17 protein-coding genes are annotated in these 17,077 nt (G+C 73.0%); 11 read left to right on the top strand and 6 right to left on the bottom strand.

All coding sequences use genetic code 11. The features are described from left to right. Positions 1-32: 32 nt before the first annotated feature. From BLV05_RS23180 to BLV05_RS23160, 5 genes are read left to right on the top strand one after another with little or no spacing between them, the layout of a single operon-like run. Positions 33-596: a PaaI family thioesterase gene (locus tag BLV05_RS23180; protein ID WP_046770083.1), complete on the top strand. Its 564-nt coding sequence runs from the start codon at positions 33-35 to the stop codon at positions 594-596. After that, the gene (dut, locus tag BLV05_RS23175) at positions 593-1,078 is read left to right on the top strand and encodes a dUTP diphosphatase (protein ID WP_046770082.1); all 486 of its coding nucleotides are present in this window, start codon (positions 593-595) and stop codon (positions 1,076-1,078) included. Before BLV05_RS23180 ends, dut begins: the two co-directional genes overlap by 4 nt. A gap of 19 nt (positions 1,079-1,097) precedes the next feature. Further along, positions 1,098-1,823 carry a DUF3710 domain-containing protein gene (locus tag BLV05_RS23170; RefSeq protein ID WP_046770081.1) on the top strand — a complete coding sequence of 242 codons (726 nt, stop codon included), beginning with the start codon at positions 1,098-1,100 and terminating at the stop codon, positions 1,821-1,823. A gap of 34 nt (positions 1,824-1,857) precedes the next feature. Further along, positions 1,858-2,244 carry an OB-fold nucleic acid binding domain-containing protein gene (locus tag BLV05_RS23165; protein ID WP_082155418.1) on the top strand — a complete coding sequence of 129 codons (387 nt, stop codon included), beginning with the start codon at positions 1,858-1,860 and terminating at the stop codon, positions 2,242-2,244. Position 2,245: 1 nt separating this feature from the next. Beyond that, positions 2,246-2,965, top strand: coding sequence for a DUF3159 domain-containing protein (locus BLV05_RS23160; RefSeq protein ID WP_052762674.1), 720 nt, complete (start codon positions 2,246-2,248; stop codon positions 2,963-2,965). A 13-nt stretch (positions 2,966-2,978) separates the two neighbouring features. Here BLV05_RS23160 and BLV05_RS23155 read toward each other — a convergent pair whose 3' ends face one another. Further along, a complete protein-coding gene (locus BLV05_RS23155; RefSeq protein WP_046770080.1) occupies positions 2,979-3,644 on the bottom strand; it encodes a potassium channel family protein in 666 nt (221 codons plus the stop codon). Beyond that, positions 3,644-4,309: a potassium channel family protein gene (locus BLV05_RS23150; protein WP_046770079.1), complete on the bottom strand. Its 666-nt coding sequence runs from the start codon at positions 4,307-4,309 to the stop codon at positions 3,644-3,646. Before BLV05_RS23150 ends, BLV05_RS23155 begins: the two co-directional genes overlap by 1 nt. 90 nt (positions 4,310-4,399) lie before the next feature. Here BLV05_RS23150 and BLV05_RS23145 point away from each other — a divergent pair, with 90 nt between their 5' ends. The 4 genes from BLV05_RS23145 (at position 4,400) to BLV05_RS23130 (ending at position 9,963) form a co-directional block, all read left to right on the top strand. Then, positions 4,400-6,397 carry an APC family permease gene (locus BLV05_RS23145; RefSeq protein WP_197683275.1) on the top strand — a complete coding sequence of 666 codons (1,998 nt, stop codon included), beginning with the start codon at positions 4,400-4,402 and terminating at the stop codon, positions 6,395-6,397. Next, positions 6,394-7,662 (top strand): class I SAM-dependent RNA methyltransferase, encoded by a 1,269-nt coding sequence (locus BLV05_RS23140; protein WP_046770163.1) that lies wholly within the window; start codon positions 6,394-6,396, stop codon positions 7,660-7,662. The genes BLV05_RS23145 and BLV05_RS23140 overlap by 4 nt, the downstream gene beginning before the upstream one ends. A gap of 278 nt (positions 7,663-7,940) precedes the next feature. Further along, entirely contained in the window at positions 7,941-9,005 is a 1,065-nt protein-coding gene (locus BLV05_RS23135; protein WP_046770078.1) for a magnesium and cobalt transport protein CorA, read from the top strand. 31 nt (positions 9,006-9,036) lie between these two features. Beyond that, on the top strand, positions 9,037-9,963 hold the full coding sequence (locus BLV05_RS23130; RefSeq protein ID WP_046770077.1) for an LLM class F420-dependent oxidoreductase: 927 nt from the start codon (positions 9,037-9,039) through the stop codon (positions 9,961-9,963). A gap of 108 nt (positions 9,964-10,071) precedes the next feature. Here BLV05_RS23130 and glmS read toward each other — a convergent pair whose 3' ends face one another. The 4 genes from glmS to BLV05_RS38245 all read right to left on the bottom strand — a co-directional run bounded on the left by glmS (position 10,072) and on the right by BLV05_RS38245 (position 14,878). Then, on the bottom strand, positions 10,072-11,898 hold the full coding sequence (glmS, locus tag BLV05_RS23125; RefSeq protein WP_046770076.1) for a glutamine--fructose-6-phosphate transaminase (isomerizing): 1,827 nt from the start codon (positions 11,896-11,898) through the stop codon (positions 10,072-10,074). 103 nt (positions 11,899-12,001) lie between these two features. After that, positions 12,002-12,280, bottom strand: a complete 279-nt coding sequence (locus BLV05_RS23120; protein ID WP_046770075.1) for a hypothetical protein — start codon at positions 12,278-12,280, stop codon at positions 12,002-12,004. Between the two features lie 58 nt (positions 12,281-12,338). Further along, the gene (locus BLV05_RS23115) at positions 12,339-13,004 is read right to left on the bottom strand and encodes a response regulator (protein ID WP_046770074.1); all 666 of its coding nucleotides are present in this window, start codon (positions 13,002-13,004) and stop codon (positions 12,339-12,341) included. Next, positions 13,001-14,878, bottom strand: coding sequence for a sensor histidine kinase (locus tag BLV05_RS38245; protein ID WP_052762673.1), 1,878 nt, complete (start codon positions 14,876-14,878; stop codon positions 13,001-13,003). The genes BLV05_RS23115 and BLV05_RS38245 overlap by 4 nt, the downstream gene beginning before the upstream one ends. 136 nt (positions 14,879-15,014) lie before the next feature. Here BLV05_RS38245 and BLV05_RS23105 point away from each other — a divergent pair, with 136 nt between their 5' ends. Both BLV05_RS23105 and BLV05_RS23100 read left to right on the top strand, forming a co-directional pair. Next, positions 15,015-15,623 carry a phospholipase A2 gene (locus BLV05_RS23105; RefSeq protein ID WP_052762672.1) on the top strand — a complete coding sequence of 203 codons (609 nt, stop codon included), beginning with the start codon at positions 15,015-15,017 and terminating at the stop codon, positions 15,621-15,623. Next, entirely contained in the window at positions 15,620-17,011 is a 1,392-nt protein-coding gene (locus BLV05_RS23100; protein ID WP_052762671.1) for an acyltransferase family protein, read from the top strand. The genes BLV05_RS23105 and BLV05_RS23100 overlap by 4 nt, the downstream gene beginning before the upstream one ends. Positions 17,012-17,077 lie beyond the last annotated feature (66 nt).

Raw genomic sequence — 17,077 nt, 5'->3', positions numbered from 1 at the left:
TCGCCGGAGCCGAGCGGGTAGGGTCGTCGATCGTGACCGAACGGCAGCACGGGGAGCCGCCTCCCACCGGCGAGATCCAGCGGCATCCCGACGCGCCGGCGCCCGGCAGCACCATCGCCTCGCACTACCGCATGTGCGTCGGCTGCGGCCCGGACCACCCGACGGGGCTGCACGTCACCGTCGTCGCGGGCGAGGGCCTCACCGTGGCCGGAACGTTCACCGTCACCGACGACCACCAGGGCGCGCCCGGGCTGGCGCACGGCGGCATCCTGTCGCTGGCCTTCGACGAGGTGCTCGGCTCGCTGATCTGGCTGATCGGCAAGCCGGCCGTCACCGGCCACCTGGAGACCAGCTACCGCCGTCCGGTCCCGGTCGGCACGACGCTGCACATCGGCGCCGCGGTCGACCGCGGCGAGGGCCGCAAGATCTTCATGTCCGCCGTCGGCCGCGAGAACGCGCCCGACGGCCCGGTCAGCGTCACCGCGTCGGCCGTCTTCGTCGTCGTCCCGCCGACCCATTTCACCGACCACGGCCGCCCGGTGGCCGCGTCGGAGCTGTCCCAGGCGGCCGCGAAGGTCGCGGAGGTGAACCCGTGACGAACGAGACCCGTCCGGTCGACGTCCTGATCACCCGGCTGGACCCGGACGTGCCGCTGCCGGGCTACGCGCACCCCGGCGACGCCGGCGCCGACCTCGTCACGACCAGCGACGTCACCATCGCGCCGGGGGAGCGGGCCATGGTGGGGACGGGCATCGCGATCGCCCTGCCCGCGGGATACGCTGCATTCGTCCACCCACGATCGGGCCTCGCGCACCGGCTCGGGGTCAGCATCGTCAACACGCCGGGAACGGTCGACGCGGGCTACCGGGGCGAGATCAAGGTGGTACTGGTCAACCACGACCTGCGGGAACCGGCGGTGTTCGCGCGCGGCGACCGGATCGCTCAGCTGGTGCTCCAGCGCGTCGAGCAGGCCCGGTTCCACGAGGTGGAGCGGCTGCCCGGCTCGGCGCGGGGCGACGGCGGCTACGGATCGACGGGCACGGCAAGCCAGGCCGGCGACACCGCCGGCAGTCGATGAGACGAAGGGGACGGTCAGGGTGTGGGGACGGCGGCGCCGCGACGGCGATGAGGACGAGCCCGAGGTCGAGGAGACCACGCAGGGCTCCTCGGCGGCGTCCGGTTCGGAGGCAGGGGCGCTGTCCGGCGACGCGTCCGATGAGGACGACGGCGAGTCGCCCAAGAGCGACCGCACCGACGGCCCGCTCGACGAGTCCGAGGTCGACCTCGCCGAGGCCCGCAAGGGCCGCATCGACCTCGGCGGCCTGCTGATCAAGGGCGCGCCCGGCATGAAGCTGCAGCTGCAGGTCGACCAGCGCACCGGCAACGCCACCAGCGCCGTCCTCGCCATCGAGGACGCCGCGGTGCAGCTGATCGCCGTCGCCGCGCCGCGCAGCTCCGGCATGTGGGGCCAGACGCGGCTGCAGATCACCCAGGACGCCAAGCGCCGCGGCGGCCGGGCCGACGAGGCGCCCGGGCCGTTCGGCACCGAGGTGCGGCTGGTCGTCCCGGTGCAGGCGCCCGACGGCAAGCAGGTGCTGCAGCCGTCGCGTGTGTCGGCCATCGACGGGCCGCGCTGGATGCTGCGCGCGACGTTCCTCGGCAAGGCCACCAACGACGCCGCCACGTTCCAGCGGTTCGTCGCGCTGGTCAAGGACACCGTGGTCGTCCGCGGGCAGTCGCCGATGGCGCCGGGCGACGTCATCGTGCTGAACCCGCCGCCGGGCAACCGCCCGGTCGACCCGTCCGAGCCCGTACAGGCCTGAGCTGCGCGTTTGCCGGGCGGACTAGTCTTAAGACGTGGACGAGAAGACGGGCAAGCGCGGGCTCTGGGGTGCCATCACCCGCTGGGTCGCCTCCGACGAGGAGGTCGAGGCCGAGGAGCTGCGCGACGACGCGCGCGAGGCCGGCTGTCAGCCGCTGGCCGGGGTCGAGGACCGCACGACGGCGCGCGTCCGAGGCGTGCTGCAGTCGGTCACGCTGCAGCCGCGCGTGGGCACGCCGGCGCTCGAGGCCGACTTGTACGACGGATCCGGTGCGGTGACACTGGTCTGGCTCGGCCGGCGGCGCATCGCCGGCATCAGCTGCGGACGCCGGCTGGTCGCGACCGGACGGGTGGCCACCCTCGACGGCCGCAGGGTCATGTACAACCCGCGATACGAGCTGCTGCCCGCAGGCATGGAGTGAGATGAGTCAGAGCGATCCCGGCGCCCCCGAGCCCGCCGGCCGGCCGAGCTGGGTCCAGGCCATCGCCTCGGACGAGCGGTTCCGCCCGAAGGACGTCCTCGGCCCGGCGGCCCTGCTCGACGCCGGGCTGCCGCTGGCGCTCTTCACCGTCGTCTACACCGCGGCGGGTCGCGACCTCACACTGTCGCTGTGGGTCGCACTGGCCTCCGGCCTCGTGCTCGGCGTCGTGCGGTTGCTGCGCAAGGAGCCGCTGCAGAACGTCATCGCCGGCTTCCTCGGCGTCGGCCTCGCCGCGTTCATGGCCAACCGCACCGGGCGCGCCGAGGACGTGTTCCTGCCCGGCCTGCTGATCAATGTCGGCTACGGGCTGGCGTACCTGGTGTCGATCGTGGTCCGCTGGCCGCTGCTCGGCGTGTTCGTCGGGCTGGTCACCGGCCAGGGGACGGCCTGGCGGAAGGACCCCGCGCTGCTGCGCGCCTACACGCAGGCGAGCCTGCTGTGGGTGGGCATGTTCGCGCTGCGGCTGGCGGTGCAGGTGCCGCTGTACCTCGCCGGCGAAGAGCAGATCGGCTGGCTGGCCGGCGCCCGGCTGGTCATGAGCTGGCCGCTGTTCCTGCTGGTGGCGTACCTGTCCTGGCTGATCATCCGGCCGGCCTACCGCGCCCACCAGGAGCGGCTGGCCCCGGCGGTCAAGCCCGACCCGGACCCCGTCGACAGCTGAGCCGCGCCGCGCGCTAGTTGGCGTGCGGCGAGAGCAGGTCCTCGAGCTGCTGCTCCCGCTCCGGCGCGGCGACGAACAGCAGCTCGTCGCCGGCCTCCAGCGGCAGGTCGGGCAGCGGGCTGTGCACGTGCTTGCCGCGGATGATCGAGACCAGCGAGGTGTCGACCGGCCAGGCGACGTCCGCGACCGCCGTCCCGGCGATGGGGGAGTCGGGCGGCAGCGTCAGCTCGACGAGGTTCGCCTCGCCCTGCCGGAAGCTGAACAGCCGGACGAGGTCGCCGACGCTCACGGCCTCCTCGACCAGCGCGCTCATGATGCGCGGCGTCGAGACGGACACGTCGACGCCCCAGGACTCGGTGAACATCCACTCGTTGCGCGGGTGGTTCACCCGGGCCACCACGCGCGGCACCCCGAACTCCGTCTTGGCCAGCAGCGACACGACGAGGTTGACCTTGTCGTCGCCGGTGGCGGCGATGACGACGTTGCAGCGGTCCAGCGCCGCCTCCTCGAGCATGGACAGCTCGCAGGCGTCGGCCAGCAGCCACTCGGCCTCGGGCACGCTGGCGGCCTTGATCGCCTTGGTGTCCTTGTCGATGAGCAGCACGTCGTGGCCGTTGGCCAGCAGCTCCGACGCGATCGAGCGGCCGACGTTGCCGGCGCCGGCGATGGCGACGCGCATCAGACCTCCACCTCCGGGTCCTTGGCCAGCGCCTGCGCGACGTAGGCGATGCGTTCGGTGTTGACGAGGACGTGCACGAGGTCGCCGTCCTGGAGGACGGTGGAGGCGGTGGGCAGGACGCCTTCGCCGTAGCGGGTGAGGAACGCGACCCGGGCGCCGGACGCCTCCTCCAGCCTGTCGATGGTGAGCCCGATCCAGCCGCTGCTGACGTGGAACTCGGCCAGCTGGACCGTCCCCGTGGGATCGACCCACTCGGTCTGCGCGCCCTCGGGGAACAGCCGGCGCAGGATCTGGTCGGCCGTCCACCGCACCGTCGCCACCGTCGGGATGCCCAGCCGCTGGTAGACCTCGGCGCGGCCCGGGTCGTAGATGCGGGCCACGACGTTGTCGACGCCGAACGTCTCGCGGGCCACCCGGGCGGCGAGGATGTTGGAGTTGTCGCCGCTGCTGACGGCGACGAACGCGTCGGCGCGCTCGATGCCGGCCTCGATGAGCACGTCGCGGTCGAACCCGACCCCGGCCACCGTGGAGCCCTCGAAGCCGGGCTGCAGCCGCCGGAACGCCTCGGGGTTCTGGTCGACGATCGCGACCGTGTGGTCGTGCGACTCGAGGATGTGTGCGACGGTCGAGCCGACCCTGCCGCAGCCCATGATGACGACGTGCACTGTGGTCCTCTCCGGGTCCAGGCGGCGCTGGGCTCGCCGTGTCGCAGCCGACGTTACACGGCTGCTACGGAAGGCATACCATTGCCGATCGTGCCGAGCCTCGGCGATCTGTCCAAGCGGCTGCTCATCGGTCGCAAGCTCCCCAGCGACCGCATGGGGCACACGCTGCTACCCAAGCGGCTGGCCCTGCCGGTCTTCGCCAGCGACCCGCTGTCGTCGGTCACGTACGCCACGCAGGAGATCCTGGTCATCCTGACGCTGGGCGGCCTGGCCTACCTGACGTACACCCCGTGGGTCGCCGCGGTCGTCGTGCTGCTGCTGATCACCGTCGTCGCGTCGTACCGGCAGCTGGTCCGCGCGTACCCGTCCGGCGGCGGCGACTTCGAGGTCGCCAACACCAACCTCGGCCCGACGGCCGGGCTGATCGTCGCGAGCGCCCTGCTCATCGACTACATCCTGACGGTGGCGGTGTCGGTCTCGGCGGGCGTGGACAACCTGATCTCGGCGGTCCCGGAGCTGAACGACTACCGGGTGCCGATCGCCATCGGGTTGGTGGTGCTGCTGGCGGCGGCGAACCTGCGCGGTATCCGCGAGAGCGGCACCGCGTTCGCCATCCCGACGTACCTGTTCATCGTCGGCATCGGCGCGATGATCGCGTGGGGCCTGGGCAAGACGGTGTTCGGCGAGGACCCGGTCGCGGAGTCGGCCTCGTACGACGTCCACGCCGAGATGACCGACCTCGGCGGTATCGCGCTGATGCTACTGGTGCTCCGCGCGTTCGCATCCGGTTGTACGGCGCTGACCGGCGTCGAGGCGATCGCCAACGGCGTGCCAGCGTTCCGCAAGCCCAAGGCGAAGAACGCCGCCGCGACGCTGGCCATCATGGGCACGCTGTCCATCACGATGTTCAGCGGCATCACCGCGCTGGCCGTGATCGCCGACGTCCGCTACGTCGAGAACTCCTGCGACCTCGTCGGGTTCGACTGCACCCAGCCGCAGCCGACCGTCATCTCGCAGCTGGCCGCGGCGGTGTTCGGCGGCGACACGATCCCCTTCTACTACATCCAGGGTGCCGCGGCGCTGATCCTGATCCTGGCCGCGAACACCGCGTTCAACGGGTTCCCGCTGCTCGGCTCGATCCTCGCGCAGTACCGCTATGCGCCTCGTCAGCTGCACACCCGCGGCGACCGGCTGGTGTTCAGCAACGGCATCCTGGTGCTGGCGGTGCTGGCCGGCCTGCTGATCGTCGCGTTCGACGCCTCGGTGACCCGGCTGATCCAGCTCTACATCGTCGGTGTGTTCACGGCGTTCACGTTCGGCCAGACGGGGATGGTGCGGCACTGGAACCGGCTGCTCGCGGCTGGGCCGACCGGGCCGGAGCGACGGCAGATCCTGCGCTCCCGCGTCATCAACGGCACCGGCGCGATGCTGACCGGCGTCGTGCTCGTCGTCGTGCTGATCACCAAGTTCGCCCACGGGGCCTGGCTCGTCGTCGCGATGATGCCGCTGCTGTTCCTGGTCATGCGCGGCATCCGCCGGCACTACGACGCCACCTCCCTCGAGCTGGAGGTCGAGGACTGGCCGGCCGAGTCGCTGCTGCCGTCCCGCGTGCACGCCGTCGTGTTGGTGTCGCGGCTGCACAAGCCGACGGTGCGGGCCATCGCCTACGCGCGGGCCACCCGGCCGGACATCCTCGAGGCCATCACCGTCGACGTCGACAGTGAGGCGACCGCCGTGCTGCTCGACGAGTGGGACCGGCACGACATCCCGGTGCCGCTGCGGGTGCTCGACTCGCCGTACCGCGAGATCGCCCGGCCGGTGGTCGAGTACGTCCGGGCGATCCGCCGGGCCAGCCCGCGCGACATCGTCACGGTGTACGTGCCCGAGTACGTGGTCGGTCGCTGGTGGGAGCGGATCCTGCACAACCAGAGCGTCTTCTGGCTCAAGGGCCGGCTGCTGTTCACGCCGGGCGTCATGGTCACCAGCGTGCCGTGGCAGCTGCGCTCCGCGGCGGCGGCCAAGGCCCGGGCCAAGGCGAAGCCGGCCCGCCGGGCGCCCGGCGACGTGCGGCGGGGCGGTCCGCGCTGAGCGGGCGGGCGCGCACGGTCCGCGGCGAGTCGGTCGCCGGCACGGAGGTCGTGGTCGACGTCGGCGCCGTCGCGCACGGCGGCGTCTGCGTGGCCCGGCACGAGGGCCGCGCGGTCTTCGTCCGGCACGCGCTGCCCGGCGAGCGGGTGCGCATCAGGGTCACCGAGGGCGGCACCGAGGACCGGTTCTGGCGCGCCGACGCGGTCGCCGTGCTGACACCGTCGCCGGCCCGGGTCGAGCCGCCCTGCCCGTGGTCGGGTCCCGGGAAGTGCGGCGGCTGCGACTGGCAGCACGTGCTGCTGCCCGCGCAGCGGTCGCTGAAGGCCGCGGTCGTCTCCGAGCAGCTGGAGCGGCTGGCCGGTCTGCGCCGCGAGGTGACCGTCGAGGCCGTGGCAAGTCGATCTGCGGCCTCGGCTGAGATGCGTACCTCGGCCGGCGATGATGACGGGCTGGGCTGGCGGACCCGCGTGACCTACGCCGTCGACGCGAGTGGACGGGCCGGGCTGCGTGCGCACCGCTCGCACGAGGTCGTGCCGATCGACCACTGCCGCATCGCGCACCCCGAGGTCCGCGCGGCGCACGTCGAGGACGGCGAGTGGCCGGGCGCGTCGTCGGTCGAGGTGGTCGCCGCGAACACGGGGGAGCGGCAGCTGCTGGTCGACGGCCAGGTGGTCGAGGGCCGCCGGTACGTCGTCGAGGAGGCGGCCGGACGGCGCTGGCGGGTCGGCGGCGGCGGGTTCTGGCAGGTCCACCCGGGCGCGGCCGAGACGCTGGTGAGCGCCGTGCTGGAGGGCGTCGAGGCCCGGCCGGGCGAGTCCGCGCTGGACCTCTACTGCGGCGTCGGTCTGTTCGCCGGCGCGCTGGCGCCGCTGGTCGGGCCGTCCGGCTCGGTGGTGGGCGTCGAGGGATCGCCGCAGGCCGTCGGCGACGCCAAGCGCAACCTGCACGACGTCGGGTGGGTGCGGCTGCTGACCGGCCGGGTCGACCGGGTACTGGCCGGGACCGGCCCGGCGGGCGTGCCCGACTCCGTCGACGTCGTCGTGCTGGACCCGCCGCGCGAGGGCGCCAAGGCCGCCGTCGTCCGGCGGATCGCCGAGCGCAGGCCGCGGGTCGTCGCGTACGTCGCCTGCGATCCGGCCGCGCTGGCCCGCGACCTCGCCACGTTCGCCGGCCACGGCTACCACCTCACCGGTCTGCGCGCGTTCGACCTGTTCCCGATGACGCACCACGTCGAGTGCGTCGCGATCCTGCATCCGGCGAGCTGATCACCCGCGGCGGCCGTCTGTGGACTATCCTGAACGGTGGCGTACCAGCGGCGACGTATCGGGAGGTGAGGCTGCCATGCGCAGTGAGCCTCCTAGTCATGCGACGCAGGACACCGAGGCCGAGGACAGCTGATGTCCGGCGGCCGGGTGGTCCTGCGTCCCACGACACCCGTCACCGTCCGCCTCATCGCCATGGGAGCGTCGCCATGCCGCCTCGTCGTCAGCGTGCCTTGCGTGTCATCCGTCCCGCTCTGCGCCGTCAGGGCCGGGGCGACACCGTGACCGACCGTCCGGCCGACGAGCCGGAGACCACCGTGCGCCGGTCGAGCATCGTCGACGCCGCGCTGTATCGCGACGGCAAGCGCATCAGCACGCCCAGCTCGCTGGCCGAGACGTACCGCCAGCTGCGCGCCGACGCCGAGGCGATGGCGTGGATCGGGCTGTACAAGCCGAGCGATGCCGAGCTGCTGTCGCTGGCCGACGAGTTCGACCTGCACCCGCTGGCCGTCGAGGACGCCATGGAGGCGCATCAGCGGCCCAAGCTGGAGCGTTACGGCGAGACGCTGTTCGTGGTGCTGCGCGCGGCCCGCTACATCGACTCCGACGAGGAGGTCGACTTCGCGGAGATGCACCTGTTCGTCGGACCCGGCTTCGTCATCACCGTCCGGCACGGCGCCGCGCCCGACCTCTCCGGCGTCCGGCGGCGCATGGAGGACGACCCCGACCTGCTGCGGCTCGGCCCCGAGTCCGTCCTGTACGCCGTCCTCGACTCCGTCGTCGACGGCTACATCCCGGTCGTCAACGGCGTCAGCAACGACGTCGACGAGATCGAGGTCCAGGTGTTCGGCCGCGACCCCGAGGTGTCGCGGCGCATCTACGAGCTGTCCCGCGAGGTGCTGGAGTTCCAGCGGGCGACGCGGCCGCTGGCCGGCATGCTGTCCGGTCTCGAGGCGGGCTTCGAGAAGTACGAGACCGACGAGGAGCTGCAGCGCTACCTGCGCGACGTCGCCGACCACGCCACCGAGGTGACTGAGCGGGTCGACGGCTTCCGGCAGGTGCTGTCCGACATCCTCGCCGTCAACGCGACGCTCGTCACGCAGCAGCAGAACGAGGAGATGAAGTCGCTGACGGAGGCCAGCTTCGAGCAGAACGAGGAGCTCAAGAAGATCTCCGCCTGGGCCGCCATCCTGTTCGCGCCGACCCTGGTCGGGACCATCTACGGCATGAACTTCGACAACATGCCCGAGACGCACTGGTCGCTGGGCTACCCGTTCGCGGTGTTCCTCATGGCGATGGTCTGCGCGTCGCTGTTCGTCATCTTCCGGCGGAAGGGCTGGCTCTGAGGCTGCGGGTGGCCCGTGAAAAGCTGGACCCATGCAGCTGCGGATCTTCACCGAGCCCCAACAGGGCGCGAGCTACGACGACCTGCTCGCCGTCGCGCAGGCCACGGAACGGCTGGGCTTCGACGCCTTCTTCCGTTCCGACCACTTCCTGAAGATGGGCTCCGTCAGCGGGTTGCCCGGCCCGACCGACGCGTGGACGACCCTGGCGGGGCTGGCCCGCGAGACGTCGCGCATCCGGCTCGGCACGCTGGTCACGTCGGCGACGTTCCGGCACCCGGGCGTGCTGGCCATCCAGGTCGCGCAGGTCGACCAGATGTCCGGCGGACGGGTCGAGCTGGGGCTGGGCGCTGGCTGGTACGCGAAGGAGCACGCGGCGTACGGCATCCCGTTCCCCGAGAAGCGGTTCGGGCTGCTCGAGGAGCAGTTCGCCGTCGTCACCGGGCTGTGGAACACCCCGGACGGGTCGACGTTCTCGTTCGACGGCGCGCACTACACCGTCAGTGAGTCGCCGGGGCTGCCGAAGCCGGTGCAGCAGCCGATCCCGCTCATCGTCGGCGGCAACGGCCCGCGCCGCACGCCCGCGCTGGCCGCGAAGTACGCCGCCGAGTACAACTCGTCGTTCCCGGCGAAGTCCGACATCGCCGAGCGGTTCGGCGTCGTCCGCAAGGCCTGCGAGGACGCCGGCCGCGACCCCGACTCGCTGGTCTACTCGGTCGCCCTGGTCGCCTGCGTCGGGGCCGACGAGGCCGAGTTCGCCCGGCGCGCCGCGGCCATCGGGCGCGACCCGTCCGAGGTCCGTCAGCACGGCCTGGCCGGCACGCCGCAGGAGGTCGTCGACGGCATCAACGCCATCCGCGAGCTCGGCGGCGGCCGCATCTACCTGCAGATCCTCGACCTCTCCGACCTCGACCACCTGGAGCTGATTGCCGCCGAGGTCGCACCCCACGTCGCGGGCTGACCCCGCCCCCACCTCGAAGTTGATCTTGGAGTTGTTCGGCAATTACAGGGTGATTTGCCCCATAGATGGCCGAACAACTCCAAGATCAACATGTGGCTCTGGATCCGATCACTCGACGGTGACGGACTTCGCGAGGTTGCGGGGCTTGTCGACGTCGTGGCCGAGCGTCAGGGCGGCGTGGTAGGCGAGCAGCTGGAGCGGGATCGTCAGCAGCAGCGGGTCCAGCTCCGGCTCGCTCTTCGGCACCGCGATCACGTGCGCGGGCACGACGCCGAGGTCGACGCCGTCGTGCGTCACCACGACGAGCGGCCCGGACCGCGCGGTGATCTCCTGCAGCGCGCCGAGGTTGCGCTCGAGCAGCTCGTCGTCGGGGACGATCGCGACCGTCGGCAGCTCCGGGCCGACCAGCGCGAGCGGGCCGTGCTTGAGCTCGGACGTCTGGTAGGCCTCGGCGTGCCGGTAGGAGATCTCCTTGAGCTTCTGCGCGCCCTCGCGGGCGACCGGGAAGCCGCGCGTCCGGCCGACGAAGAACAGGCTGGGGGCCTGCGCCAGGTCCTTCGCGACGGCGGCCAGGTGGTCCTCGTCGGCGAGGATGCGCTCGATCTGCTCCGGCAGCGCCTGCAGCGCGGTGATGAGCCGGCGTCCGTCCGCCGGTGAGACGTCGCGGATGCGGCCCAGGTGCAGGCCGAGCAGCGCGAAGCCGACCAGCATGTTCGTCAGCGCCTTCGTCGACGCGACCGCCACCTCGGGGCCCGCGTGCAGGTAGACGCCGCCGTCGCACTCGCGGGCGATGCTCGAGCCGACCGCGTTGACCAGGCCGATCACCCGGCCGCCCTTCCGCTTCAGCTCCTGGACGGCGACCAGCGTGTCGTACGTCTCGCCGGACTGGCTGACCGCGACGTAGAGCGTGTCCTTCTCGATGACGGGGTTGCGGTAGCGGAACTCCGACGCGGGCTCGGCGTCGGCCGGGATGCGGGCGACCTCCTCGATGAACTGCGCGCCCGCCTGGCCGGCGTAGTAGGCCGAACCGCAGCCGAGGATCTTCACCCGGCGGAACTCGCGCAGCTCGCGGGCGTCCATCTCCAGGCCGCCGAGTCGCACCGTGTGGAAGCGCTCGTCCAGCCGGCCCTTGAGGACGCGGCGGACGGAGTCGGGCTGCTCGGCGATCTCCTTGTGCATGAAGTGCGCGTGGCCGTCGCTGCCGTAGTCGGAGGTGTCCCAGTCGACGGTGACCGCGGTCTTCGTCGTGCGGGCGTCGCGGGTGAACGTCTGGTAGCCGTCGGCCTTGAGCGTGGCGAGCTCGCCGTCGTCGAGGTGGACGACCTGCTTGGTGTAGCGGACGAGCGCGGCGGTGTCGCTGGCGACGTGCATCTCGCGGTCGCCGATGCCGAGGATGATCGGGCTGCCGTTGCGGGCGACGACGATGCGGTCCGGGTGGGCCCGGTCGAGCACGGCCAGGCCGTAGGTGCCCTCGATGCGGTCGAGGGTGGCGAGGACGGCCTGTTCGAGCGTGGTGGTGTCGCTCGTGTGTGCTCGCGCGATCAGGTGGGCGAGGACCTCGGTGTCGGTGTCGGAGGTCAGCTCGACGCCGTCGGCCGCCAGCTCGGCGCGCAGCTGGGACGCGTTGTCGATGATGCCGTTGTGCACGACCGCGACCCGGCCGTCGGCGCTGAGCTGCGGGTGGGCGTTGCGCTGCGACGGGACGCCGTGCGTGGCCCAGCGGGTGTGGCCGATGCCGGTCTTGCCGGCGAACCGCTTCGGCAGGCTCGCCTCCAGCTCCCGCACCCGGACGGCGTCGCGGTGCAGCCGGATCTCGCTCGGCCCGAGGACCGCGACGCCCGCCGAGTCGTAGCCGCGGTACTCCAGCCGCGCCAGGCCGTCGACCAGGATGGGGGCGGCCGGCTTCGCGCCGACGTATCCGACGATTCCGCACATGCCGGGTGTCCTCTCGTTGGGTTCGTGTGTAGTCGGGTGGTCGTTGGGCGACCAGGGGACGGCGTCAGCCCGCCGCGTCAGCCGGCCGCGTCAGTCGGCCGTGTCAGCCGTAGACGATGCGGCGGAGCTGCCGGGCGGACAGGTCCGGCGCGCGGACCGGCCGGTGCGCCAGTTCGGCGCGGATCCGGTCGAAGATCTCGTCGTTCTTGCCGCCGCGCAGCTGCAGCTCCTGGTGGCGGCGTCGCACGTAGTCGTCGACCGGCTCGGAGAAGTACGCCGCGACGTCCGCGACGACCCGCCGCGCCTCGCCCGCCGGCAGCCCCGTCGTCCGGATGATCTGCTCGACGAGATCCGCGGCGGTGTGGGTCACGCGTCCCACCATGCCTTCGTGGCGCGGCGATTGCCAATTTTCTGCCCGGAATCAGGCAGGGATCGGTCTTTCAGCCGCCCGGCTGCACGAGCCCGGTCTCGTAGGCGATGACGACGGCCTGGGCGCGGTCGCGCAGGTCCAGCTTCATCAGGATCCGCCCGACGTGGGTCTTCACCGTCTGCTCGGCGAGCACGAGCGTGTCGGCGATCTCGCCGTTCGACCGGCCGGCGGCGATCAGCTTGAGCACCTCGGTCTCCCGCGGCGTCAGCACTCTGAGCTGGTCCGGCCGGGGGCGGTTCTGCTGCGGCCGGCGGGCGAAGTCGGCGATCAGCGTCCGGGTGATCGACGGCGCCAGCAGCGCGTCCCCGGCGGCCACCACCCGGACGGCGTGCACGAGGTCGGCCGCCGGCGCGTCCTTCAGCAGGAAGCCGCTGGCGCCGGCCCGCAGCGCCTCGTACACATAGTCGTCGAGGTCGAACGTGGTGAGCATGATGACGCGCGGGTGCCGGTCGCCGGGCGCCTTGAGGATGCGCCGGGTCGCCTCCAGCCCGTCCAGCACCGGCATCCGCACGTCCATCAACACCACGTCCGGCTGCTTCCTCCACACCGCGTCGACCGCCTCGGCCCCGTTGGCCGCGCTCCCGACCACCTCGAGGTCGTCCTGCGCCGCCAGCAGCGCCCCGAACCCTTCCCGCACCATCGCCTGGTCGTCCACGATCAGCACGCGTGTGGTCATGCGGTGGGCTCCTCGGTCTCGGCCGCGCTGTCGTGCGGAAGTCCGGGCGCGGCCGGTGCTCCGGCCTGGTAGGGCAGCACCGCGGCGATGGCGAACCCGCCGGTCGCGGTCGGCCCGGCCGTCAACGTCCCATCCACGACGGCGGCCCGTTCCCGCATGCCGGGCAAGCCGTGCCCGCTGGCGTCGCTCTTGCTCGTCGCCACAGCCACGGCCGGTGCCGTGTTGCGCACCCGCAGTTCGACCGCCTGTGCCGTGTACGACACGTCGACCGTGACCTCGGTGCCCGGCGCGTGCCGGACGGCGTTGGCCAGCGACTCCTGCACGATCCGGTATGCCGACAGACCCACCGCGGCCGAGACCTCCGTCGCCGGAGCCCCGGCCGTCGTCAGCTCGACCGCCACGCCCGACCGCCGGGCGCCGTCGACCAGGTCGGTGAGCTGGGCCAGACCCGGCTGCGGCGCCAGCGTGACCGTCTCGTCCGTCCCGCGCAGCACGCCGAGCAGGCCGCGGATCTCGTCCAGCGCCTGCCGGGCCGACCCGCTGATGGACGTGAACTCGGCGCGCGCGTCGTCGGACAGTCCGTCGATGCGGTAGGGCGCCGTCTCGGCCTGGACGACGACCATCGACATGTGGTGTGCGACGACGTCGTGGAGGTCGCGGGCGATGCGGCTGCGTTCCTCCAGGACGGTGCGGCGGGCCTTCTCCAGTTCGCTGAGCTCGGTCTGCCGCTCGAGGTCGCGGCTCGCGGTGCGGCGGGCGCGGACGAGGTCGCCGATGACCACGATCGCCGTCGCCGCGACGATCATCGTCACCGCCGTACCCGCGTCGTCGCCCGTGCCGGTGAGCATGGCGGCGACGGTGATCGCCCACGCGCAGACCGTCGTCCACCGGTCGTACCGGACGGCGACGAAGAACACCGTCGCGAGCCAGACCCACTGGAAGATCACCGGCCAGGCGCCGTCGTACTCGCCCTCGCTCGGTGTGCCGAGCAGCGCCAGCACGACGCCGAGGACGGTGGCGAGGCGCCAGCCGACGAGGGGGCTCCGGTCGACCAGCCCGGCCGGCAACGCCATCGCCACCCCGACGACCGGCACCAGTAGCGCATGGATCTCGACCGACGCCTCGACGGTCGAGATCGCGGTCCAGAACACGACGAACGCGGCCAGCCACGGCACGTAGCGGCGCACCCAGGGCGCGACCCCGCTCGGCTCGACGGCCGGCGGCGGACCCCAGTCGGCCACGACCTGGCTGAGTCCGGTGCGGAGCAGCGCGGGCAGGTCGCCGACCGGCACCGGTGGTTCGGCCGGCGGGACGCGGAACAGCGGAAGGCGCCGGGCGACCATCCCCGCCACCCCGACGGCCGATGCCCCGACCGCCCAGCCGGCCCGCAGGTCGTCCGGCACCGAGACGGCGAACAGGAACGCGGTCGCGACGGTCGCCACGACCGGGACGGCGAGCTCGCCCAGCACCCTCGCCACCCGCGACCGCCGCGTCCGTCCGCCGCCGACGCTCGCCTCGGCGCCCCCTTCCTCGGCGTCGGCGGGGGAGCGTGACCAGGGCAGCGGCAGCAGCCCCGTCGCGAACAGCAGCGCCAGCAGCACGACGCCGTGCACCGTCGGCCAGGGCCAGGGGTCGCCGTCGACCGCGTCGTAGACCTGCGACACCAGGAGCGCCGACCCGGCCGAGAGCAGCCAGCCGAGCGCCGGCAGCGTCGCGATCAGGCCGAGCGGCACCGCGGCGGCGGCCGCGACCAGCGGGGTCGCGTTGAGCGGCACGTCCAGCACGTCGCCGGCCGTCTGCAGGGTCACGACGAACGCCGCCGCGGCGCCCAGCCACGGCAGCCACGAGCGGATGGTGCGCCGTTCGCCGTTCACGCGACTCACATTAGGGCGGCGGCCGCGGCGGTGCGTCGTACTACGGAGGTGTCCCTCAGGGGATACCAGCGGGGTACGCCGAACCTGGCTCCGCAGCGTGACGATGCGGCGCGGCCGCGTTCCTAGCGTCCGCGGCATGTGGAATCGCATCGCACTGGTCGCGGCCGCCGTGGCCGCGTCGTTCGCGCTGACCGGCGCCGGGCAGGTGGCGTCGCCGTCGGCTCCGGAGAACGCGGCGGCCGCACACGCCGTCACCGTCCTGACCGAGCAGCCGGCTGGTCCCGGTGACCTCGCGGCGGCGATCCCCGCCGACTTCGCCGCCGTCGAGGGGTACGACCCGGTCGCCGTGGCCGGCCCGGACGGGGCGGTGCTGATGATCGACCCGGCCGGCGGCTGCTCGTGGCTGGGCAGCACCGACTACGACTTCGGCCCCGCATGCCGGGCGCACGACCTCGGCTACGACCTGCTCCGCTACGCGACGGTGAAGGGCGGCGAGCTGGGCCCGTGGGCGCGCCATGCGATCGACGACCGGTTCGCCGCGGACCTGCATGACCGCTGTGCCGAGGTGGACGGCGGCACGACCTGCGCGGCGCTCGCCCGGGCGACCGCCGGCGCCGTCGGGTTCAACTCGTGGCGCCAGGGCTACGGCAACCCAGGCGACGAGGCGGTCTGGCCGTACCTCGTGTCGGCCGCGCTCATCGCCGGCGCCCTCCTCTCGCCGTCGATCGTCCGGCGGTTTCGATGACCGGCCGCCTGAACCACGGTGGTTCCGGCCGCGGGCGCCAACCCGCGGACGCCCACGCCGGCCTCGGCGGCGCCCATCCGGCCAACCCCGGCCGCGCCGACCCCGCCGGCCTCGGCCGCGGTGACCCCGTCAGCCGCGACAGCGACCGCTCGGCCAACCGCGACCGCTCAGCTGAGCGCGACCACTCAGGCGGGCGGGACCGGCTGGTCGACGCGGCGCGGGCGGGCAGCTTGGCGATCGTCGTCGCCGGGCACTGGCTGATGGCGTCGTTCTCGGTGTCGCCCAGCGGCCGGATCGTGGGCGAGAACGCTCTCTCCTTCCTCCCGGCCCTGCGGCCGGCGACGTGGGTGCTGCAGGTGATGCCACTCATCTTCATGGCCGGTGGGTTCGCCAACCGCACCGTCTGGCGGCGGACGGTCGCGGCCGGCGGCGGGCCCCGGGACTTCGTGCGGTCGCGGCTGGTCCGGCTGTGGCGGCCGGCGGCGGTGTTCCTGGCCGCGGTGCCGGTGGTCGCGGTGGTCGCACTGGCGGCCGGGGTGCCGGCAGGCGATGCCCTCGCGGTGGCCGGCCTGCTGGTGCAGCCGCTGTGGTTCCTGGCCGTCTACACCGGGATCATCGTGGTCGCTCCCTTCCTGTTGCGTTGGCATGCGGCCGTCCCGCGGACGGTGCTGGCCGTGCTCGCGTCCGGCGCCGTGGCCGTCGACGCCGTGCGACTGACCGCCGGGCCGGCCGCGGGCCTGCCCGCTGGACCGGGCGGAACGCTGACCGGCTGGCCGGCCGCGGCTGCTGCGGTCGCCGCTGCGGTCGCCGCGGCGAACCTGGCGCTGGTCTGGCTCTTCGCGCACCAGCTCGGCGTCTGGTACGGCGACGGCCGGTTCGAGGTGGTGTCGCGACGCCGGTTGTGGGCCGTGCTCGCCGCCGGGTTGGCCGCACTCGTGGTGCTGACCGGCCCGGGTCCGTATCCGGTCAGCATGGTCGGTCTGCCGGGCGAGCTCTCGAACATGTCTCCGCCGACCGTGTGCGTGCTGGTGCTGAGCATCGGCCAGGGCGCGGCCCTGCTGCTGGCCCGGCCGCGGCTGCTCGGCTGGCTGCATCGGCCGGCGCCGTGGGCAGTGGTGCGGCGCTTCGGCGGCGTGGCGATGACGGTGTACCTCTGGCACCTCCTGGTGCTCGTGGCGGCGTTCGGTGTTGTGCTCGCCGTGGATGAGCTGCCGCCTCGGCCGGGGACTGCGACGTGGTGGCTGACCCGGCCGGTCTGGCTGCTCGCGCTCGGTGCCGCGCTACTGGCCGTGACGGCGTTCGCGCGCTGGCTCGGGCGGCGGCTGCGGCTACGGCGGCGCCCGTGCATCGAGGGACGGCGGCGCGTCCGGAAGACGGATGCGCACTGACGGCGGGCCGGACCCGCGCGACCCCCGGCCCGGCCGGCTGTGCGCGCACGTCACCCGCGTAGCCGC

Origin of the sequence: Jiangella alkaliphila, from assembly GCF_900105925.1 — a bacterium.
In the GTDB taxonomy this organism is placed as follows: domain Bacteria; phylum Actinomycetota; class Actinomycetes; order Jiangellales; family Jiangellaceae; genus Jiangella; species Jiangella alkaliphila.
This window is presented reverse-complemented; position numbering and strand designations above follow the sequence as displayed.